This is a genomic window from Streptomyces lushanensis (assembly GCF_001700515.1).
Taxonomy (GTDB): Bacteria; Actinomycetota; Actinomycetes; order Streptomycetales; family Streptomycetaceae; genus Streptomyces; species Streptomyces lushanensis.
This window is the reverse complement of sequence record NZ_MAUD01000126.1, coordinates 22,107-42,585: the sequence shown is the minus strand read 5'-3', so window position 1 is coordinate 42,585 and position 20,479 is coordinate 22,107. Positions and strand designations below refer to the sequence as shown.

General features: G+C 69.6%; 23 protein-coding genes. 14 read left to right on the top strand and 9 right to left on the bottom strand.

Going from position 1 to position 20,479, the window contains the following annotated elements:
* Positions 1-182: 182 nt before the first annotated feature.
* From BFF77_RS12035 to BFF77_RS12020, 4 genes are all read right to left on the bottom strand, one after another.
* Positions 183-659 (bottom strand): MarR family winged helix-turn-helix transcriptional regulator, encoded by a 477-nt coding sequence (locus tag BFF77_RS12035; RefSeq protein WP_066947592.1) that lies wholly within the window; start codon positions 657-659, stop codon positions 183-185.
* A gap of 96 nt (positions 660-755) precedes the next feature.
* On the bottom strand, positions 756-1,544 hold the full coding sequence (locus BFF77_RS12030) for an AIM24 family protein (RefSeq protein WP_066947589.1): 789 nt from the start codon (positions 1,542-1,544) through the stop codon (positions 756-758).
* Entirely contained in the window at positions 1,541-2,191 is a 651-nt protein-coding gene (locus BFF77_RS12025; protein ID WP_066947585.1) for an AIM24 family protein, read from the bottom strand. The genes BFF77_RS12030 and BFF77_RS12025 overlap by 4 nt, the downstream gene beginning before the upstream one ends.
* On the bottom strand, positions 2,191-2,829 hold the full coding sequence (locus BFF77_RS12020) for an AIM24 family protein (protein ID WP_079125058.1): 639 nt from the start codon (positions 2,827-2,829) through the stop codon (positions 2,191-2,193). Before BFF77_RS12020 ends, BFF77_RS12025 begins: the two co-directional genes overlap by 1 nt.
* Before the next feature lie 187 nt (positions 2,830-3,016).
* On the opposite strand from BFF77_RS12020, the gene BFF77_RS12015 reads away from it, so the two are divergent.
* From BFF77_RS12015 to glxA, 4 genes are all read left to right on the top strand, one after another.
* Positions 3,017-3,361, top strand: coding sequence for a DUF3817 domain-containing protein (locus BFF77_RS12015; protein ID WP_066947582.1), 345 nt, complete (start codon positions 3,017-3,019; stop codon positions 3,359-3,361).
* Positions 3,358-3,651, top strand: coding sequence for an MTH1187 family thiamine-binding protein (locus tag BFF77_RS12010; protein ID WP_066947580.1), 294 nt, complete (start codon positions 3,358-3,360; stop codon positions 3,649-3,651). Before BFF77_RS12015 ends, BFF77_RS12010 begins: the two co-directional genes overlap by 4 nt.
* A gap of 249 nt (positions 3,652-3,900) precedes the next feature.
* On the top strand, positions 3,901-5,676 hold the full coding sequence (locus BFF77_RS12005) for a glycosyltransferase family 2 protein (RefSeq protein ID WP_066947577.1): 1,776 nt from the start codon (positions 3,901-3,903) through the stop codon (positions 5,674-5,676).
* Positions 5,677-5,679: 3 nt separating this feature from the next.
* A complete protein-coding gene (glxA, locus tag BFF77_RS12000) occupies positions 5,680-7,698 on the top strand; it encodes a radical copper oxidase GlxA (RefSeq protein ID WP_066947574.1) in 2,019 nt (672 codons plus the stop codon).
* Positions 7,699-7,709: 11 nt separating this feature from the next.
* Here the strand turns inward: glxA and BFF77_RS11995 are convergent, their stop codons facing one another.
* The gene (locus BFF77_RS11995; protein ID WP_066947571.1) at positions 7,710-8,777 is read right to left on the bottom strand and encodes a glycoside hydrolase family 6 protein; all 1,068 of its coding nucleotides are present in this window, start codon (positions 8,775-8,777) and stop codon (positions 7,710-7,712) included.
* A gap of 229 nt (positions 8,778-9,006) precedes the next feature.
* On the opposite strand from BFF77_RS11995, the gene BFF77_RS11990 reads away from it, so the two are divergent.
* The 6 genes from BFF77_RS11990 (at position 9,007) to BFF77_RS11965 (ending at position 14,142) form a co-directional block, all read left to right on the top strand.
* Positions 9,007-9,513, top strand: coding sequence for a MarR family winged helix-turn-helix transcriptional regulator (locus BFF77_RS11990; RefSeq protein WP_066947568.1), 507 nt, complete (start codon positions 9,007-9,009; stop codon positions 9,511-9,513).
* 70 nt (positions 9,514-9,583) lie between these two features.
* Positions 9,584-9,910: a DUF3817 domain-containing protein gene (locus BFF77_RS11985; protein ID WP_066947565.1), complete on the top strand. Its 327-nt coding sequence runs from the start codon at positions 9,584-9,586 to the stop codon at positions 9,908-9,910.
* 92 nt (positions 9,911-10,002) lie between these two features.
* Positions 10,003-11,703, top strand: a complete 1,701-nt coding sequence (icmA, locus tag BFF77_RS11980; RefSeq protein ID WP_066947562.1) for a coenzyme B12-dependent isobutyryl-CoA mutase large subunit — start codon at positions 10,003-10,005, stop codon at positions 11,701-11,703.
* Positions 11,704-11,898: 195 nt separating this feature from the next.
* Positions 11,899-12,354: a MarR family winged helix-turn-helix transcriptional regulator gene (locus tag BFF77_RS11975; RefSeq protein ID WP_066947559.1), complete on the top strand. Its 456-nt coding sequence runs from the start codon at positions 11,899-11,901 to the stop codon at positions 12,352-12,354.
* Entirely contained in the window at positions 12,351-13,322 is a 972-nt protein-coding gene (locus BFF77_RS11970) for an ABC transporter ATP-binding protein (protein WP_079125057.1), read from the top strand. Before BFF77_RS11975 ends, BFF77_RS11970 begins: the two co-directional genes overlap by 4 nt.
* Positions 13,282-14,142 (top strand): ABC transporter permease, encoded by an 861-nt coding sequence (locus BFF77_RS11965; protein ID WP_066947556.1) that lies wholly within the window; start codon positions 13,282-13,284, stop codon positions 14,140-14,142. The genes BFF77_RS11970 and BFF77_RS11965 overlap by 41 nt, the downstream gene beginning before the upstream one ends.
* Positions 14,143-14,216: 74 nt before the next feature.
* On the opposite strand, the gene BFF77_RS11960 is transcribed toward BFF77_RS11965, so the two are convergent.
* Entirely contained in the window at positions 14,217-14,882 is a 666-nt protein-coding gene (locus BFF77_RS11960) for a TetR/AcrR family transcriptional regulator (RefSeq protein WP_066947554.1), read from the bottom strand.
* Positions 14,883-15,119: 237 nt separating this feature from the next.
* On the opposite strand from BFF77_RS11960, the gene BFF77_RS11955 reads away from it, so the two are divergent.
* The 4 genes from BFF77_RS11955 (at position 15,120) to BFF77_RS11940 (ending at position 19,431) form a co-directional block, all read left to right on the top strand.
* Positions 15,120-16,091 (top strand): tetratricopeptide repeat protein, encoded by a 972-nt coding sequence (locus tag BFF77_RS11955; protein ID WP_079125056.1) that lies wholly within the window; start codon positions 15,120-15,122, stop codon positions 16,089-16,091.
* 622 nt (positions 16,092-16,713) lie between these two features.
* A complete protein-coding gene (locus BFF77_RS11950; RefSeq protein WP_066947548.1) occupies positions 16,714-17,358 on the top strand; it encodes a DUF6230 family protein in 645 nt (214 codons plus the stop codon).
* 125 nt (positions 17,359-17,483) lie between these two features.
* Entirely contained in the window at positions 17,484-18,059 is a 576-nt protein-coding gene (locus tag BFF77_RS11945; protein ID WP_066947545.1) for a DUF6114 domain-containing protein, read from the top strand.
* A complete protein-coding gene (locus BFF77_RS11940) occupies positions 18,049-19,431 on the top strand; it encodes a hypothetical protein (protein WP_066947542.1) in 1,383 nt (460 codons plus the stop codon). The genes BFF77_RS11945 and BFF77_RS11940 overlap by 11 nt, the downstream gene beginning before the upstream one ends.
* Positions 19,432-19,516: 85 nt before the next feature.
* Here BFF77_RS11940 and BFF77_RS35150 read toward each other — a convergent pair whose 3' ends face one another.
* From BFF77_RS35150 to BFF77_RS11930, 3 genes are all read right to left on the bottom strand, one after another.
* On the bottom strand, positions 19,517-19,639 hold the full coding sequence (locus tag BFF77_RS35150) for an aldehyde dehydrogenase family protein (protein ID WP_141698419.1): 123 nt from the start codon (positions 19,637-19,639) through the stop codon (positions 19,517-19,519).
* Positions 19,636-19,905, bottom strand: a complete 270-nt coding sequence (locus BFF77_RS11935) for an aldehyde dehydrogenase family protein (RefSeq protein ID WP_066947539.1) — start codon at positions 19,903-19,905, stop codon at positions 19,636-19,638. Before BFF77_RS11935 ends, BFF77_RS35150 begins: the two co-directional genes overlap by 4 nt.
* Before the next feature lie 159 nt (positions 19,906-20,064).
* A complete protein-coding gene (locus BFF77_RS11930; RefSeq protein ID WP_245703366.1) occupies positions 20,065-20,358 on the bottom strand; it encodes a hypothetical protein in 294 nt (97 codons plus the stop codon).
* Positions 20,359-20,479 lie beyond the last annotated feature (121 nt).

Here is a 20,479-nt window from a genome sequence, read left to right as displayed (position 1 = left end):
GGCGGCAGTGGCATAGAGCGCCCGGAGGCGAACCGAGCCCTCAAAAAAGAGGTGCGTGAGCCGAAGGGGCGCGCCGCTGTCGAAAGGGAGAGCGCGCGGAGGCCCCGAGGTACGAGGGGTCGAGCACGGTCGACTGTCGGCATCGACATGAAGCGCCCCGGAGGCGAACCGAGCCCTCAAAACTACAGCTTGCCGCGGCGTCCTCGGAGGTGTTCCGCCACCGGGCCCAGGGACGCCCGTAGTTCCGTCAGTGCCTCCGGGGGCAGCAGGTCGATGAAGTGCTTCCGCACGGACGCGACATGGTGCGGCGCGACCTTCTGCATCGTCTCCATGCCGTGGTCGGTCAGTACGGCGTAGAGCCCCCGCCGGTCCGACTCGCAGTGTTCCCTGCGGACCAGCTCCGCCGCTTCCATCCGCGTGATCTGGTGGGAGAGCCGGCTCTTGGACTGGAGCGTGGTCGCCGCGAGATCACTCATCCGCATGCGACGCTCCGCCGACTCCGAGAGATTCACCAGGATCTCGTAGTCGTTCAAGGTCAGTCCGAACGGCTGCAGGTCCTTCTCCAACTGGTGCGTCAGCAGCTTGTTGACATCGAGGTGGGTGCGCCAGGCGCACTGCTCCGCGTCGGTCAGCCAGCGGGTGGCGGTCTCGGTCTCCATGGGGGGATTCTACCTAAGAAGTTGAATTCTGTACAAAGTCTCCGCGTGGTGACGCCGCCGCACCCGCGCCCGGCGTCACACTCCGCAGCCTATCGCTCACAGGCCGAAGCGACGCTGGAGGTCCCCGAGCTGCCCCGGCAGCCTGGGCGCCGCACCCTGACCCGCGTGGCCGGACCCCGGTACGCCCGCGCCGCCGCCCGGTACCCCGGGCTCGTGCGGCACCGCGCCGGTCGCCTGCTCGGCCATCAGCATCTCGGTCGACTGGAGCAGCACCGTACCCGCTCCGACGAACTCGAACTGGTGCTCCTCACCCGAGGTTCCCCCGAGCCCTGTCAGCGAGCGCAGCCCGCCCAGCACTCCGGTCATATAGCCGTGGTCGTAGTGGTGGCACGGCGAAGGGCAGTCGGCCCAGCCCACCAGCGCCTGCGGATCCACCCTGATGGGCGGCTCCATGAAGACGACGGGACCGTTCGACGCCGCCACGAACTTGCCCGTGCCGATCAGGGTCAGGAAGCCCGGCACGATCGACTGCTTGAGCGCCAGCGTGGGCTGGTACGCCAGCAGATTCCCGGAGCGGATGGTGAGATTGCCGTCCTCCAGGTCGTACGAGTTGACGTCGAAGGCCCGGTCCGCGAGCAGCATCTTGCCGCTGCCCTGGGCCACCACCCAGTCACTGGCGTGCAGCGGCGAGTGGAAGCTCGTACGCAGCAGCCGCTCGAAGCGGCCGTGGCCGATCCCGTTGAACTCGATGCGCCCGTAGTAGGCGATCATCTTGCCCTTCTGGAGGAACCACTCGCCTCCCTTCAGCTCCACACAGAAGGTGTACGCGTTGACGTTGTCGTCGCTCGGCAGCGTCATCGGGTCGAAGATCACGGGCGCGCTCACAGCTTCTCCTCCGACGCCTGGACGTACACCGCACCACTGCCGCTGAGTTCGAGCTGGAAGGCCTCGCCCGAGCCGCGCCCCACCATGTCGCGCCAGCCGAGCGCGGTGGAGAGCTTGTTCCGTACGTCGCCGTGGTGCGCGACATAGGCCTGCGGATCCACATGGACATCCCTGCCCGGGCCGATGGGCACCTCGATCACCCCGCCGTGTGCCATCACGGCGACCGCGCCATGGCCCTTGAGCGTGGTCGTGAACAGGCCCTGGCCGGTCACCTGGCCGCGCACCATGCCCATGACCCCGCCCTGCGAGCCCATGAACATCGTGCCCTGCTGGAGCGTCCCGTCGAAGGCGAGCAGCCGGTCCGCCTCGACGTACAGGGTGTCGCCGGCGAGCCCGATGACCTGGATGTGATGGCCGCCGTGGCCGAACAGCACCGTGCCGTTGCCCTCGACCGTCATCAGCGGTGTCGCCTCGTTGGCCACCCGCCGGCCGATCATCGACATCAGACCGCCCTGGCCGCCCTGCATGTTCGGCGTGAAGCTGACCTCGCCCCGGTACGCCAGCATGGCGCCGCGCTGGCTGAACATCTTCTGGCCGGGGACCACCACGGCCTCGACCATCTTCGAGTTGATCTCACGGAACGGCATCAGACGTCACCCCCGATCGTGTTGCGCTCGCTCGGCTGCACGTACACGAGCCCGTCGCCCTCGAAGCGGATCTGGAAGGCCTCGCCGCCGCCCTCGCCGATCAGCGTGCGGAAGGTCACCCCGGCCTGGAAGTGCTGCTGGAGATTGCCCTGGTGCGCGATGTAGGCGCCGGGGTCGACCGAGAGCGGGTACTGGGGCGTCACCCGCAGGATCACCGCCGGGCCGTCCGACATGATCGCGGCCTGCCCCATGCCCTCGACGGTGGTGGTGAACAGGCCGTTGCCGGTCGCTCCGCCGCGCAGTCCGGTGAAGGTCGTACCGGTCCGCAGCCCGGCGTCGGTGCACAGCAGATTGCTGGCCTCGACATAGAGCTTGTCGCCGTGCAGCGAGACGAGGTTGATCTCGCTCGCGCGGTCGGCGAAGTAGCAGGTGCCCTGGCCCCTCACCTCCATGACGGTCATCTGTTCGCCGGTGAGCCTGCGCGTCACCATCCCGCGCAGGCCCTCACCGCCGCCGGACATCTTCTTGAACGCCATCTGGCCGTCGTACGCGACCATCGAGCCGTTCTTCGCCTTGACGGAGTCGCCGGACATGTCCACGGCGAGCACCTTGCTGCCTTGCAGTCGGAACTGAGCCACGGATCGAAGGTAATGGGCCGAGGCGGGGACGAACAGGTCTTTCCGTCCCGGCCGCGTCCCACCCTGGTAACGGTCGGGCAAAAGGGGACTGCCACAATGGTCGCGCTTGTGCGTGCGTTCACAAGATCGCGCCGCCCTGATGCTGCCTCCGACGATGTTGCCCCCCGACGACGAAGGTGCCTCCCTCGTGGACATCAAGACCGCCTCCTCCCTCCATCGACTCCGCCTGGTCTCCGCGCCCGAGGCCGTGTCCTTCCTGCTGCTGCTCGTCTGCTCGGTGCTCAAGCGGACGACGGACTTCAACGCGGTGCCCGTGATGGGCGCGATCCACGGTCTGCTCTTCGTGCTGTACGTGGTCTTCTGGCTGGACGCCTGGAACCGCACCAAGTGGTCCTTCGGGACGGCGGCCCTCTACTTCGTGCTCTCCGTCCTGCCGGCCGGCGGCTTCTTCGCCGAGCGGAAGCTCAAGCGCGCCGCCGAGGACGAGGTCACCGCCTCGCGCACCCGTGGCGAAGACGCGGTGAAGGCATGATCGTCGCCTTCTCCGTCTCGCCGCTCGGTGTGGGCGAGGACGTCGGCGAGTACGTCGCCGACGCCGTCCGGGTGGTCCGCGAGTCCGGACTGCCGAACCGCACCGATGCCATGTTCACCTCCATCGAGGGCGAGTGGGACGAGGTGATGGACGTGGTCAGGCGCGCGGTCGCCGCCGTCGAGGCACGCGCGCCGCGTGTCTCGCTCGTCCTCAAGGCCGACATCAGGCCCGGTGTCACGGACGCGCTCACCTCCAAGGTCGAGACGGTGGAGCGGCACCTCTCCGCCTGAGCGCCGGCGCGTGCCGGGCGCCGGCTCCACGACGGGCGGGCGGCGCCGTGACGGAAGCCGCCGCCTCCGCGCCCCGTTGTCCGCCCAACGTGGAAGTGTCAGTTCCGTACGCCCGTCCACGCCACCGCCCGCAGCCGTAAGCGGTACCTCACGCCCGGAAAACCGCTCGCACGGACGCCTCCCGGTCGACACGCAGGTCGTTGTCCCGTTCTGTGGTGATATCGACCTCGCGAATCTGCTGGAGGCACCGTGCGGCCCGACGGCTACGACTACGACACGTACAGCTGCCTGGCCGGTCCCTTGACGGAGCCGGACGGGCCCGGCGCGTACCGGGTGCGGTATCACAGTCTGCTCGCGCGCGAGCCGCACCGAATACGCGCGGTCCTGCTGATGACCCTCGCCCCGGTGCTCTCGGGCGTCCTGCTGGTCTATCTGGTCTGGCCCACGCACCGGACCGAACGCGAGGGCGGCGAGCGCTGGCTGGTCGTCTTCGACCAGGTGATGCTCGGCGCGATCGGCCTCATCGCCTTCTTCATGCTGGTCAACGTCACCTCCGTGGCCCATGCCACGCTGGTGGCCAGGGACCCGATACCCGTGCCCGCCGAGGCGGGCACCCGGGTCGCGTTCCTCACCACGTACGTGCCGGGCAAGGAACCGCTCTCCATGGCGAGGGCGACGCTCGAAGGAGCGGTACGGCTGCGCCACAGCGGCCCGCTCGACGTCTGGCTGCTCGACGAGGGTGACGACAGCGAGGCCAGGGCTCTCTGCGAGGAGCTGGGAGTCCGTCACTTCACCCGTCACGGCGTGCCCGAGTGGAACCAGCCGAAGGGCTCCCACAAGGCCCGCACCAAGCACGGCAACTACAACGCCTGGATCGCGATGCACGGCGAGGAGTACGACTTCTTCGCCTCCGTCGACACCGACCACATACCGCTCCCCAACTTCCTGGAGCGGATGATGGGTTACTTCCGCGATCCGGACATCGCCTTCGTCGTCGGCCCCCAGGTGTACGGCAACTACACCTCACCGGTCACCAAGGCCGCCGAGTCGCAGCAGTTCCTCTTCCACGCGCTGATCCAGCGGGCCGGCAACCGCTACGACGCGCCGATGTTCGTCGGCACCAACAATGTCGTCAGGATCGCGGCGGTGAGGCAGATCGGCGGTCTGTACGACTCGATCACCGAGGACATGGCCACCGGCTTCGAACTGCACCGCCGGCTCAATCCCCGTACCGGCCGGTTCTGGCGCTCCGTCTACACCCCCGACGTCCTCGCCGTCGGCGAGGGCCCCGCGTCCTGGACCGACTTCTTCACCCAGCAGCTCCGCTGGTCCCGGGGCACGTACGAGACGCTCTTCACCCAGTACCGGAAGGCGCCTCTGCGGATGCCGCGCGGCCGGCTGTTCAGCTACACGCTGATGCTCGTGTACTACCCGATGACCGCCGTCAACTGGTTCCTCGGCATCCTGAGCTGCGTACTCTTCCTCTGGCTCGGAGCCTCCGGCACCCAGGTCTCCTCCTCGGTGCTGCTGATGCTCTACAGCGACGCAGCCGCCTTCCAGATCGGCCTCTACCTCTGGAACCGCCGGCACAATGTCTCGCCGCACGAGCCCGAGGGCTCCGGCGGACTGGCCGGGATGGCGATGTCCGCGCTCTGCGCGCCGATCTATCTCAGATCGCTCGGCTCGGCCGTACTGCGCACCCGAGGCGGCTTCGTCGTCACCCCCAAGGGCGGCCGGGCCAGTCCCGACCGGCTGATGACCTTCCGGCTCCATCTGTACTGGGCCGGTGTGCTGATCGTCTCCCTGCTCGCGTCGGTGTTCCTGGACCACACCCACGCGGCGATGCGCACCTGGGCCCTGCTGGCCCTGGCCATCGCCCTCGCGCCGGTCGGTGTCTGGGCCTGGACCACCCGGCGCGAGGCCGCGGAGCGCCGGGCCGTCGACGGCGCGGCCGTCACCGTAACCGCTCCCGAGCCGGGTGAGGAGCCGGAGCCCGCGCTCGTGACGACGACCGGAGGGAACTGAGCCATGGCCTCCTACGGGTCCAACTCCGACGGATCCTCCTACGGGTACGAACCGTCGCAGAAGTTCACACCGTCGAAGAAGTTCAAGAAGACGCTGCTGGGCGGCGGTGCGCTGGTCGTGCTCGTGGGGCTCAACGCCCCCGCGGCCTTCTCCTTCGCCCAGGAGAAGTACCACGCGTACAAGATCGCGCAGCCGGGCTACAAGCGGCAGTACGGCTCCTGGGCGAGGCTGGAGGTCCCCAAGGAGTTCCGTACGAACGCGATCCACGCGGCCCTGCTGCACACCGGCAAGGTGCTGATCGTCGCGGGCTCGGGCAACAACCAGAAGAAGTTCGACGAGGGATCGTTCGACACGATCCTGTGGAACCCGGCCGACAACAGCTTCAAGAAGATCCCCACCCCGGAGGACTTCTTCTGCTCGGGCCACGCCCAGCTCCCCGACGGACGGCTGCTGGTGGCGGGCGGCACGGCGCGCTACGAGGTGCTCGACGGCGAGATCCGGCGGGCGGGCGGCGGAATGCGCGTCAAGAACGAGAACCCGGACCGGTCCTACACGTTCAAGAAGGGCACCCGCTTCCGCTCCCCGTCGGGCGTCGAGTACGTCAGCACGACCGATGTCACCGTGCCGAGGGCGAAGAAGCAGCTCCAGGTCGGATACGGCAAGGGCGACCGGATGCTGCCCTGGAAGACCAAGGTCACGGCCGGTGAGGCACGGGTCTTCGTGGAGGCGGTCAAGGAGGGGCCGCAGGCGCTCACCACCCAGGCCGCGCAGTACGAGATCGTCGGTCTCAAGGGCAAGGACGCGGACAACCTCTACGGTCTGGCCCAGAAACTCACCACGGAGAAGCAGGACTTCCAGGGCATCAGGTCCGCGTACGAGTTCGACCCGACGGCCGAGAAGTACATCCCGGTGGACCCGATGAAGGAGGCCCGCTGGTATCCCACGCTGGTCGGTCTGGACGACGGCAGGGTGCTCGCCGTCTCGGGCCTGGACGATGTCGGCGCGGTGGTCACCGGCTACAACGAGCTGTACGACCCGAGGACCAAGAAGTGGTCCAAGGGCCCGGAACGGTACTTCCCGACCTACCCGGCGCTCTTCCTGACCAAGGGCGGAAAGCTCTTCTACTCGGGGTCCAACGCGGGGTACGGACCCGCCGACAAGGGCCGGCAGCCGGGTGTGTGGGATCCCGCGAAGAACACCTTCACGCCGGTCGACGGACTCACCGACGGCGACCAGACCGAGACCTCGGCCTCGCTGATGCTGGCACCGGTCCAGGACCAGCGGGTGATGCTGCTCGGCGGCGGAGGCGTGGGGGAGTCGGCGAAGGCCACGCCGCGCACGGCGATCATCGACCTGAACACGGAGAGCCCGACGTTCCAGGAGGGGCCCCGGCTGCCGCAGGGCACGCGCTATCTGAGCAGTGTGCTGCTGCCCGACGACTCGGTCTTCACCACCGGCGGCTCCTCGGACTACCGCGGGCGCGGCGCCAGCGACATCCTCAGGGCGCAGTTCTACGACCCGGCGACCAACTCCTTCCGCCGCGCGGCCGATCCGACCGTGGGCCGCAACTACCACTCGGAGGCGCTGCTGCTGCCGGACGGCCGTGTCGTCACCTTCGGCTCGGACCCGCTCTTCGACGACGCGGACAACACCAAGCTCGGCACCTTCGAGCAGCGCGTGGAGATCTACACACCCCCCTACCTCCAGGGCGACCGCGCCTCCGGCAGGAACCGCCCGGCCCTCGGCGACGGCCCGCGCGGCACGGACCGCGACGGACGGGCGACCTTCCGCACGGCGGCACCCGACCGTGTGGCCAAGGCCCGCCTGATGCGCCCGAGCGCCGTCACCCACACGACGGACGTCGAACAGCGCTCGATCGAACTGGGCCTGACCAGGACCAAGGACACGGTGACGATAGAGGTCCCCAAGGACCGCACCCTGGTCCCTCCGGGCTGGTACATGCTCTTCGTCACGGACACGGCGGGCACGCCGTCCGAGGCGAAATGGCTCCTGGTGAAGTAGCCGGGTCGGGACTAGGCCTTCGCCTTGCGGGCCAGGCCCAGGGCGTAGTCGGGCCACCAGGTGCCCGCGGTGGGGCCGCCTCGGCAGGGGCCGTCGGATTCGCCGGGGCGCTTGATCCAGAGGTACGCGTCGAGCAGTTCGTTGCCGGTGTCGGTGGTCGGCGGGGTGCCGAGGGCGCGGCCCGGTGGGTTGCACCAGGCCTCGTCCCGGTCGCCCGAGAGCGGGCCGGCGCCGTTCCTGCTGGTGTCGACGGTGAAGTGGGCGTCGCCGAGGAGGCCCGAGAGCCGGGTGCCGAACGCCTTGACCGCGTCGTTCGTCTGGAAGTTGGACACGTTGAGCGAGAAGCCGTCGGCCGATTCGATCCCGGCGCGTTTGAGCGGCTCGGCGAGTCTCGCCGGGTCGGAGATCCAGGCCGGATTGCCGGCGTCCAGGTAGACCTTGGTCTTCGGCTGCCGCTTCAGCCGGCTGATCGCCTGGGCGAGCAGTTCGTACCGCTCGTCGTGGTGCTGGGCCGGAGTGCAGCCGTCCGCGAGATGCGGCACGGCGTCCGGCTCCAGGATCACGATGGCCGGGGCGTCGCCGATGGCCTCGGCGAAGGCGTTGATCCACTCCCGGTAGTACGCCGCGTCGTGCGCGCCGCCCGCCGAGTACAGGCCGCAGTCGCGGTGCGGGATGTTGTACGCGACGAAGACCGCCGTCCGTCGGCCGGCGGCGCCCCGTACCGCCCTGGTGATCTGGGGAACGGGATTGTCGCCGGCCGGCCATTCCGCCACCGCGCGCTCCGAGATCCGCCGCAGGGCCTTCGCGTCGTCCGTGCGGCCCTCCTTCTCCCACTGTCTGACCTGGCGCGCCGCGTCGCTCTCCGGGTCGATCCAGAAGGGCGCGCCGGCCGTGGGGACGGTCTCGCCCCGGTCCGTCTCGCCCTGAACCGCCGACGCGGTCCGCTCACCGGCCGAGGTCCGGCGGGATTCGGAGGGGGACGAGGAGCAGGCGGCGGCCGTCAGCGCCAGAACGGTCGTGACGGCGGCGGTGAAGGCGACGGTGAGTGAGTACGAACGGTGCGGTCTGCGGCCGGACATACAGCCCCCTCGGACGACGACTGACCACCGGGGAGTGGTGGACTGGATGTGGTGACTGGTGTGACGAGCGGGCTGTACGACGAATAGGCAGGACAAAGATGGCTAATCGTGACATAACGGCACAACGCTGCCGGGCTGCGACACCGAGAGGTCCCGCCGGCCGGAACCGGCCCGACCGAAGGGCGAGACGGGGCTGACCGCTATATGACCAGTGGGTAAGGTCGATGCCGTGCCGAAGCCGCTCAACCTCCCGTTCGATCCCATCGCCCGTGCCGACGAGCACTGGCAGCGGCGCTGGGGTCCCGTTCCCGCCATGGGGGCCATCACCTCGATCATGCGCGCGCACCAGATCCTGCTCGCCGGGGTCGACGCCGTGGTCAAGCCGTACGGACTGACCTTCGCCCGGTACGAGGCCCTGGTGCTGCTCACCTTCTCCAAGGAGGGCGAGCTGCCGATGTCGAAGATCGGCGAGCGGCTCATGGTCCATCCGACCTCGGTCACCAACACCGTGGACCGGCTGGTGACCTCGGGGCTGGTCGACAAGCGGCCCAATCCGAACGACGGCCGCGGCACCCTCGCCTCCATCACGGACAAGGGCCGCGAGGTGGTGGAGGCGGCCACGCGCGATCTGATGGAGATGGAGTTCGGGCTCGGGGCGTACGACGCAGAGGAGTGCGCGGAGATCTTCGCCATGCTGCGCCCGCTGCGGGTCGCGGCGCAGGACTTCGAGGAGTAGCGGGCCGCCCCGCCCGCCCGGGCGCGGGCCGCCCGAAGGCCGCCGGCCGCGTCCCGTTACGCTCGTGGCCATGAAACAAAGCGTGCTCTCCCGCTATCGGGTGATGGCGTATGTCACCGCCGTATGGCTGCTGGTCTTCACCGTGGCGATCGTCATGAAGTACGGGTTCGACACCGGCGACACGATGCTGATCTCCCAGATCCACGGTGTGCTCTTCATCATCTATGTGGTCTTCGCCTTCGATCTGGGCTCCAAGATGAAGTGGCCCTTCGGCAAGCTGCTCTGGGTGCTGGCCGCCGGGTGCATCCCCCTGGCGTCCTTCTTCGTCGAGCCCGGAGTCACCCGCGAGGTCCGGGTTCGGCTCGCGGAGAGCGATCCCGCCCTCGCCAAGGCGTAACGGCCGCCACGAACGTCGTCCCCGCCCGCGCGGACGAACGCGTGGGCGGTTGCCATCGACATTTACTTGGACGTCCTAGTAAATTTGAAGGTATGGACGCCGACGCGATCGACGAGGGCCGCCAGCGCTGGCAGGCCCGCTACGACAAGGCCCGCAAGCGTGACGCGGACTTCACGACGCTCTCCGGTGACCCGGTGGAGCCGGTCTACGGGCCCCGGCCCGGCGACACCTACGCGGGATTCGAGCGGATCGGCTGGCCCGGCGAGTACCCCTTCACCCGGGGACTCCATCCGACCGGCTACCGCGGCCGGACATGGACCATCCGCCAGTTCGCCGGGTTCGGCAACGCCCTCCAGACCAACGAGCGCTACAAGATGATCCTGGCCGCCGGCGGCGGCGGGCTCTCCGTCGCCTTCGACATGCCGACGCTCATGGGCCGTGACTCCGACGATCCGCGCGCGCTCGGCGAGGTGGGCCACTGCGGTGTCGCCATCGACTCGGCCGCCGACATGGAGATCCTCTTCGGTGACATCCCGCTCGGCGATGTCACCACCTCGATGACGATCAGCGGGCCCGCGGTCCCGGTCTTCTGCATGTACCTGGTCGCGGCGGAGCGCCAGGGCGTCGACCCGGCGGTGCTCAACGGCACGCTCCAGACCGACATCTTCAAGGAGTACATCGCCCAGAAGGAGTGGCTCTTCCAGCCCGAGCCGCATCTCCGGCTGATCGGCGATCTGATGGAGCACTGCGCCCGCTCCATCCCCGCGTACAAGCCGCTCTCGGTCTCCGGCTACCACATCCGTGAGGCCGGCGCGACGGCCGCGCAGGAGCTGGCGTACACCCTGGCCGACGGCTTCGGCTATGTGGAGCTGGGCCTCAGCCGCGGTCTGGACGTGGACACCTTCGCCTCCGGGCTCTCCTTCTTCTTCGACGCCCATCTCGACTTCTTCGAGGAGATCGCGAAGTTCCGCGCGGCCCGGCGGATCTGGGCGCGCTGGATGAAGGAGGTGTACGGAGCGAGGACCGACAAGGCGCAGTGGCTCCGCTTCCACACCCAGACGGCGGGCGTCTCGCTGACCGCGCAGCAGCCGTACAACAACGTCGTACGGACAGCGGTGGAGGCGCTGGCGGCCGTTCTCGGCGGTACGAACTCCCTGCACACCAACGCGCTGGACGAGACACTCGCCCTGCCCAGCGAACAGGCCGCGGAGATCGCGCTGCGCACACAGCAGGTGCTGATGGAGGAGACGGGCGTGGTCAATGTGGCCGATCCGCTCGGCGGATCGTGGTACGTCGAGCAGCTCACCGACCGCATCGAGGCCGACGCCGAGAAGATCTTCGACCGGATCAAGGAGCGCGGACTGCGGGCCCACCCGGACGGACGTCACCCGATCGGCCCTGTCACCTCCGGCATTCTGCGCGGGATAGAGGACGGCTGGTTCACGGGCGAGATCGCCGAGTCGGCGTTCCAGTACCAGCGCTCGCTGGAGAAGGGCGACAAGCGGGTCGTCGGTGTCAACGTGCACCATGGCTCGGTCACCGGCGATCTGGAGATCCTGCGGGTCAGCCATGAGGTCGAGCGCGAGCAGGTGAAGGTGCTCGCGGAACGCAAGGGCGCCCGCGACGACGCCCGGGTGCGTGTCGGCCTGGAGGCCATGCTGGCCGCCGCGCGCGACGGCTCGAACATGATCGGCCCGATGCTGGAGGCGGTACGGGCGGAGGCCACGCTCGGTGAGATCTGCGGTGTCCTGCGGGACGAGTGGGGCACGTACACCGAGCCGCCCGGCTTCTGAGCCGCCACGCGGTTCCCACGTACACGCTCCGCCGCGTCGTCCCCTCGTACACGCTCCGCCGCGCGGTTCTCCCGCACAGGCGACCGACGGCCGCCCTCGCTCCCGGGGGCGGCCGTCGGCGTTCGCCGGGGCGCCGGCGGCCTTTTCACGGCGCACCCTTGGCGGATAGCTCTTAGTCAGAGCTAAAGTGAAGGTATGACCGCAGCCGAGTTTCCTGACTCGCTCGCCGATGTACTGGCGGGAGTCCAGCGCATGGTCCGGCGCCGGCTGCGTGAGGGGATGACGGCGCCGCGGCTGCGCGGCGCGCAGGTCGAGCTGCTGCGGCTGGTCGCGGCGCGGCCCGGGATCCGGGTGTCGGCGGCGGCCAAGGAGCTGTATCTCGCCGGGAACTCCGTCTCCACGCTGGTCAATCAGCTCAGCCGGGCCGGATATCTGCGCCGTGAGACCGATCCGTCCGACCGCAGGTCCGCGCTGCTGCTGCCCACCCAGGCGGCCACCTCGCGGCTGGCGGACTGGGAGGCACGGCGCTCGGCGCTGGTGCGTGAGCAGGTGGCGCGGCTGACGGACGAGGAGCGCGCGGCCCTGGCCGCGGCCCTTCCGGCACTGCGCAGACTCGCCCAGAACCTGCACGAGGAAGTGGAGGGCGTATGACGGACAGAGCCACGGGCGCCGCCGGCACGGCGGGCGACACCACCGGTGCGGTCACGGGCGGCGATGCGGCCGACGCGGGCGCGGATGCCGATGCCGGTACCGAGGCCGTGAGCTGCCGCGGGCTGGACTACTCCTTCGGTGACACCAAGGCCGTCTGCGACCTCGACCTCTCCGTCCGCGCGGGCGAGGTCTTCGGACTGCTCGGTCCCAACGGCGCGGGCAAGACGACCGCGATCCGCTGTATCACCACGCTGCTGCCCGTTCCCGCGGGCATGGTGCGGGTCTTCGGGCACGACGCGGCCAGGGAGAAGATGGCGGTGCGCCGCCTGCTGGGCTACGTACCGCAGCAGCTCTCCGCCGACGCCCAGCTCACCGGCCGCGAGAATGTGACGCTCTTCGCCCGGGTCTTCGACGTCCCGCGCCGCGAGCGGGCCGAACGCGTCGCACAGGCCCTGGAGGCCGTCGATCTGACGGGCGCGGCCGACCGGATGGCCAAGACCTACTCCGGCGGTATGGTCCGCCGCCTCGAACTCGCCCAGGCGCTGGTCAGCGCGCCCAGGCTGCTGATGCTGGACGAGCCGACGATCGGACTCGACCCGATCGCCCGGACCAGCGTCTGGGAGCACATCAACGCCGTACGGCGCGCCACGGGCATGACCGTGCTGGTGACCACGCACTACATGGACGAGGCCGAGCAGTACTGCGACCGGGTCGGGCTGATGAACCGCGGCCGGATCCACGCCCTCGGCACCCCGGACGAGCTGAGGGCCGATCTGCGCGAACGCCGCCGCGGGGCCCCGGGCGAGCCGGGAGCGGGCGGGGCGACCGGCGGGCCGGCGGAGCGGGACGACGCCATGCCGACGCTGGAGGACGTCTTCCGCGAGGTGGCGGGCCGAGGACTGGACGAGGAAGGAGGCGACTTCCGCGATGTCAGGAACACGCGCCGTACAGCGTCCCGGGTCGGCTGAGGCCCTCGATCCCGCCCGGCTCGATCTGCTGCTCAAGCCGCCGCGCGCCCGTACCGGCTGGCAGGTGCTGCCCGCCAGGGTCATGGCGATGTGCGTGGTCGAGCTCCAGAAGCTGCGCCACGACCGTACCGAGCTGTACACCCGGGCCATCCAGCCCGCGCTGTGGCTGCTGATCTTCGGTGAGACCTTCACCCGGATCAGGGCCATCCCGACCGGCGGCATCCCCTACATCGACTTTCTCGCGCCCGGCATCATCGCCCAGTCCGCGATGTTCATCGCGATCTTCTACGGGATCATGATCATCTGGGAGCGGGACGCGGGCATACTGACCAAACTCCTGGTCACTCCGACGCCGAGAGCCGCCCTGATCAGCGGCAAGGCATTCGCCTCCGGGGTCAAGGCGCTGATCCAGGCCGTGGTGGTGATCGTCATTGCGGCGGCCCTCGGTGTGGGACTGACCTGGAATCCGCTGAAACTGCTCGGCGTCGCGGTCGCGGTGGTCCTCGGTTCGGCCTTCTTCTCGTGTCTGTCGATGACCATCGCGGGGATCGTGCTGACGCGTGACCGGCTGATGGGGATCGGCCAGGCCATCACCATGCCGCTGTTCTTCGCCTCGAACGCGCTCTATCCGGTGGCGATCATGCCCGGCTGGCTCCAGGTGATCAGCAGGATCAATCCGCTGAGCTATCAGGTGGACGCCCTGCGCGGGCTGCTGCTCGGTACGCCGTCCCATCTGCTGCTGGACTACGGCGTGCTGGCGTTCGCGGCGGTCGTCGGCATCGCGGCGGCCTCGTCGGTGCTGGGCCGTCTGGCGCGGTAGCCGCCGCGCGGGGCCGGGCACGCGCGGGGCCGGGCACGGCGGTGGGGCAGCGGGAGCGGGGTGCGCCCCGGGCCTCAGGGCGTGGTCGTCACGGCGGACAGGCCGCCCAGCAGCAGGGCCGTGAAGGCGCGTGCCCACTGCCGGTCGACCGGTTGCGCGCTGACCAGCGCGCGGTGGACCACCGTGCCGGCGATCACGTCGAAGATCAGGTCCGCGCTCCTGGCGGCCGTCACGGGGTCCGGCTCACGCGGCAGTTCGCCCCGGGCCTGCGCGTGCTCGCGCCCGAGCAGCACCAGCCGCTTCTGACGGTCCACGATCGAGATGCGGATACGCCGCCGCAGCGCCTCGTCCCGCGTGGCCTCCGCGACCACCGCCATCAGCGCGGTCTTGGCCTCGGGCCGCTCCAGCAGCGCCGCGAACTGGAGCACCACGTCCTCGACATCGGTGACGAGGCTGTCGGAGCCGGGGAGTTCGAGCTCGTCGAAGAGCGCCGCGACCGCGTCCACCACCAGTTCGCTCTTGCCCGGCCAGCGCCGGTAGAGCGTGGTCTTGGCGACGCCCGCCCGGCGTGCCACATCACTCATCGTCAACCGGGGCCAGCCCAGCTCCACCAGGGCGGCCCTGGTCGCCGCCAGGATCGCCGCGTCGGCGTCCGCGCTGCGCGGGCGGCCCGTACGGGAGGTACCACGGGACGTACGCGCATCGGCGGAACGGCTGTGGCTGCACATGACGGCGACCATACCGGCCGGTAGAAGATGTGTTGTGAGCCAGTTCACCGGAAAGATCTCACCCGCGGTCCGGAAACGGGAGTTACGCTACGGGCCGTAGCGTAAGCCCGTGACGCTCATGACGAAGGCCCCCGGCGGGCCTTGAGGGGCCCGCGGCGGCAACCACGGGACGCGGGTGGGGACCACGCGTCGAACCGCGGTGCGCGTACCGCTTTCCTGAAGTGCGTGCGGAAGGGGGAGGATGTACTCATGCAGCCTAGGAACATGTCCATGAGCGGCGTCGTCGACCTCGCCGCGGTGAAGGCGGCCAACGAGGCCAAGGCGAAGGCGGAGCAGGCCCGTGCCGAGGCGGCCCGCCAGGGGAACACCGGCGCCGTCCCCCCGTCCAGTCTGGTGACCGACGTCGATGAGGCGGGCTTCGAGCGCGATGTCCTCCAGCGCTCCACGGAGGTCCCGGTCGTCATCGACTTCTGGGCCGAGTGGTGCGAGCCGTGCAAGCAGCTCAGTCCGGTGCTGGAGCGGCTGGCGCAGGAGTACAACGGCCGGTTCGTCCTCGCCAAGATCGATGTCGACGCCAATCAGATGCTGATGCAGCAGTTCGGGATCCAGGGCATCCCCGCGGTCTTCGCGGTGGTGGCCGGACAGGCGCTGCCGCTCTTCCAGGGCGCGGCCCCGGAAGCCCAGATCCGCCAGACGCTCGACCAGTTGATCCAGGTCGGGGAGGAGCGCTTCGGACTCACCGGTATCGCCGTCGATCCGGGCGCGGAGGCGCAGGGCCCGGCGGACAGGCCCGTCCCGGCCGGTCCGTACGACGCGCTGCTGGAGGCGGCCGTACAGGCGCTGGACGCCAACGACTTCGCCGGCGCGGCCCAGGCGTACCGCAATGTGCTCGCCGACGATCCCGGCAACACGGAGGCCAAGCTCGGCCTCGCCCAGGCCGAACTGCTCGGCCGGGTGAAGGCCATGGACCAGACGCGGGTCCGCAAGGACGCGGCGGAGCGGCCGGACGACGTCCAGGCGCAGATCGCCGCGGCGGACCTCGATCTGGTCGGCGGTCATGTGGAGGACGCCTTCGGACGGCTCGTCGAGACCGTACGCCGGACGTTCGGTGACGACCGGGAGGCGGCGCGGGTGCGCCTGCTGGAACTCTTCGAGGTGATCGGCGGTGACGATCCCCGGGTGACAGCGGCGCGTTCGGCGCTCGCGAGAGTGCTGTTCTGATGTCCGCCGCCGGCCCGGCGTTCCGCGTCGGCCGGCGGTTCCCGTCGTCCTCTCCGCAGCACCACGCGGACGCGGCGGCACAGTGGCAACAGCGGCTGCGCTTTACCAAATCTTGATAAAAATGACTGCTGTTACTGGCAGTAAGCCGCCTCCCTTGTTCTGTCCGGCTATGGGATCCATTCGCCGCTTCTGCCGCGCCGCCGGGCGGCACCCTGTGTGGCCGCCCGGCGGCACCGGGTCGCCCGTCGGCCATCGGGCCGTTACCAGTGAGTAACGAACCCCCTTGTGTCAAGGCCGTGAATGGACCACGATCGGCGACGCTCGGTCCAATTCCGCACCAGCACGGCAACCAGTCGTGCCGTCGGTCCTGGGTCCCCACCGGGCGGACCGGCGGCAGCGCCGCCGGACCGGACAGGGGGGTTCCTGCCTTTCCGGCAGGGCCTGTCCAGAGGTTGCGCGAAGGCGTGGCCAGTGGTTGTCGCTCGGGGGTGATCGCCGTGGTTCCGGACGCGGTCCGCGTCTCCGGGGCAGGCGCTCTCCTTCCCGAGGACGTAGCACTTCTCCCATCCCAGGACGGGCTCCAACCCGATCCGGAGATGTACGTCCGAGAAGGAGGAAATTCATGGAGTCCCAAGTGCGTGGCGGGACCAGATGGAAGCGGTTCGCGGTCGTCATGGTGCCGAGCGTGGCCGCGACGGCGGCGATAGGTGTCGCTCTGGCACAGGGGGCGCTGGCGGCCTCGTTCAGTGTGTCCGGCCAGAGCTTCAAGGTGACTGCCGACAAGCTGGTCGGTGAGAACTTCGTCCAGTACGGAAGCATCGCCGACGGCACGGATCTGAAGGGCAAGAAGACCGCGCATCCGGTCGCCGTCTCCGGATTCAGCAAGGCCACGATCACCGACATGTGCCAGTCGGTGGTCACTCCGGACGTTCCGGTCTTCGGGAACGTCAGCCTTGAGCTGCGTGCCGGGCAGGACGTCGACAACCCGGTCGTGGCGACGAACATCTACCTCGATGTCGCACAGCTCGAAGCCGACGCGGTCTTCGACGACATCGACATCGGTGTGGCGGCGGGCGACCCGGGCAACGGAACGAAGATCCAGCCCGGAACCGAGGACAAGGTCAATCGCTTCGGGTTCGCCCAGCGCGCCAGGCTGGCCACGCTCACCGATGTGAAGCAGACGGCGTGGGCGACCACGGCCGGCACCTTCAAGCTCACCGACCTGAGCCTGAAGTTGCACACGGGCAAAGCCAAGGAGTGCTACTAAGCACACCCAGGGCGGGCGTGGAGCGTAGGACACGGTCCCGCCCGCCCGCTCAGAGGACACTCCGAACACCGATCACACTCCGAACACTTTTTCACGGCAACACCGGTTCCAGGGAGCGGTTTTCCATGAGCGGCGAGTCTTCAGGTCCCCGAGGACGATTCACCTACTGGCGGCTTCGGTTCCGTGCCTGGCGAGGTACCCGGCCGTTCTGGGCGGGCCTGTTCACGTTGCTGAGCGGAGCGCCGATCGCCTACTTCCCGTACGCGAACCTGCGGCTCGGGCATCTCACGATGGCCATGGCCACCACCGCGGGCGCGGGTTCGCTGATCATCGGGGTACTGCTGGTCACCCTGGGGCTGACGATGTGGTTCCACAGCATCGTCCGGGTGTTCGCGGGCGTCGCCACGATCCTGCTGGCACTGGTCTCCCTCCCGGTCTCCAACATCGGCGGCTTCCTCATCGGCTTCGTGCTCGCCCTGTTCGGCGGCGCGCTCTCGGTCTCCTGGGCACCCGGCAGGCCGCCCCGTCCGGCCACCGAGCACCACATCCCTCACCAGGCGCCGGAACCAGGCAGTGCCCAACCCGGAAGGGCGGAACCCGGCAGGGCCGCCGACCCCTTTCCCGCACCGCGCGCCGGGGAGGACCCGAACGTGACGGAAACGACTGCCCAAGCCAACGGCGGGAGGAACAGTGCGGGGTGAAGAGACCCAGCGGATCACGGCCGGAGGCGATGAATCCCGGGTGAGGAGAGGGCCGCGCCACGCGGCTCCGAAGAAGTCGCTCCTGACCAAGCTGCACATACCCGCCGGCAAGGCCATCGCCCTGGCGGCCATGCCCACGGCAGTCTTCGTGGGCATGGGGCTCACCCCCAGGCTCGCGCTGGCCGACGACAGCAAGGACATACCCTTCGCGCCGGGACCGTGTGTGACGCGCTCGGACGATCCGGACCCGTCGGAGTCGCCCTCGCCCTCGGGATCGCCGTCGGAGTCGCCGTCCGGGTCACCCTCGCAGTCGCCCGCGCCCGGCGAGTCGCCGTCGGCCCCGGACGGAACCGAGGCGGGAGCGGCGGAGCCGGGTACGGGGCAGAGCACGGCGTGGGGGCCGGACTCCGAGGACGCCGACGCTCCCGCCGGAGCCGAGCCCGAGCCGAAGCCGACAGCGACGGCGACCGCGAAGCCGGCTCCGACTCCGGCTCCTGCGAAGTCCAAGCACCCGCTGGATCCGCTGGGGCTGGGGGACGCACTCGGCGACCTCCTCGGTATCCCCGGCAAGGAGACGCCGGCCACGCGGACGCCGACGCCCTCGGCCACCCCGCAGAGGCCGGACGCCGCCGAACCGTCCGCCGAGCCCGCGCCCAGGCCCTCGTCCACGCAGAGGCCGGCGCCGGACAGCCCCGCGCGTCCGGGTGGTCCGGGCGGTGGGAACGGCGCGGGCGGCGCGGCGGGCGCCGTGGTGGACGATACGGAGAAGGCCATCAGGGAGGCGGCCGAGAGGGCCGGGGTCACGGTCGAGGAACTGGACGACGAGGCCAAGGGACTCGACGCGCACAAGGACGACGACATCCCGGCGGGCGCCGACGGCAAGGAGCCCTTCCCCTGCCCGACTCCCGATCCCGAGGCGCTCGCCGCCGCCAAGGAGGAGCAGGGCATCCCGCTGCTGCCGGACGATCCCTGGACGCTGCACAGCTCACTGCTGACGCTGCGCGGGCTGGACTACCACGGCATCGTCGAGGTGAAGACCGGCAGCGGCAGGTTGAAGAAGGCGCTGAAGTTCACGGCCACGTCGGTGGACATCGGCGACCTGCACCAGACCGTGGTCTATCCCGAGGGCAGGACGGGCCATGTGCAGGCCCGCGCGGGCTCGACGTCCACGATCCGCGACGGCGAAGTGACCATGTACACCGAGGAGCTGAAGGGCAATCTCTTCGGGCTCATCCCCGTCACCTTCAGCCCGCGGACGCCGCCTCCGCTGAACGTACCGTTCGCCTTCTTCACGGAGGTCGAGGTGACTCAGGCGGGCCAGTTCGGCGGCACGCTCACCGTCCCGGGCCTCCAGAACTACATCACGGACTGAACCGGATCTCCCGGGAGCCGCGCGGGAAGAACGGTGGCCCGCATCCGTCGAGCCGACCTCGACCGGGTGCGGGCCGCGGCGGCGCTCACCGCTGGACGGACTTGACCTCCAGGAACTCCGCCAGGCCGAAGGCGCCCGCCTCACGCCCCTTGCCCGACGGCTTGCAACCGCCGAAGGACGCCGGCGGATCGAAGGCTGCGCCGTTCACATCGTCTGCCCGCCCCGCAGCCGTCCGGCGACAGCGAGCGCGCGCCACAGCACCGCCGCCCGCTCGGCGAGACCGGTCGCGGCCCAGCCGGGAAGGCCGGCGGTCGCGGCGGCGACGGCCCGGTCGACATCGCCGGGATTACCGGCCGCCACGGCGGCGACGACCCCGCCGGTGGCCGGGTTCACCACATCGATCGTGGCACCGGAGCCGGGGACGGCCCGGCCGCCGATCCAGTGGCCGGGGGAGGGATACGTGGATGTGTTCATGGCGCCGGCGTGGCCGGACGGCCGTACCGCAGCCAGGGACGATCGATCCGGTGATCCGGGTCACGCCGTACGTCTGCGACGCTTGGTGCCAAGGGGAGTAGCGACGACCTCCCCGCCCCCCGATACCCTCACCATCACCCACCTCACCTGACATCCCGGTCAGGGCCCGGGGCAGATGTACTCCCGGCGCACGCGGTGCGGACTGCACGCGATCAGACCGAGAGAGAGGAACCGGCCACCGGTCAACCACCAGCCGCCGACGATGTCTTCACGGGCCGCGAGCCGTCGTACGACCTCGATAGGGTCGGCGACCGGGGCATAGGTGCCCGAAAGCGTGTCGGAGTGCCACGCCAGCTGTCCCGTGTACCAGTCCGCCGCCTCTCCCGCTTCGGTGAACGTCGCCTCGATCAGTGCCGGGGCCTTCAGCAACCAGTCCGCGCTCTCGAGCGGCATTACGTGAGTGGACGGGAATTCCGGGTGTCCCGGGCGCCGCTGTGCGTCACCTGGCTTCACCAGTAAGTCACCGTGTCCGATCCATACGTACGCGTGGTGATGGGGTGCCATGTCTCTCCTG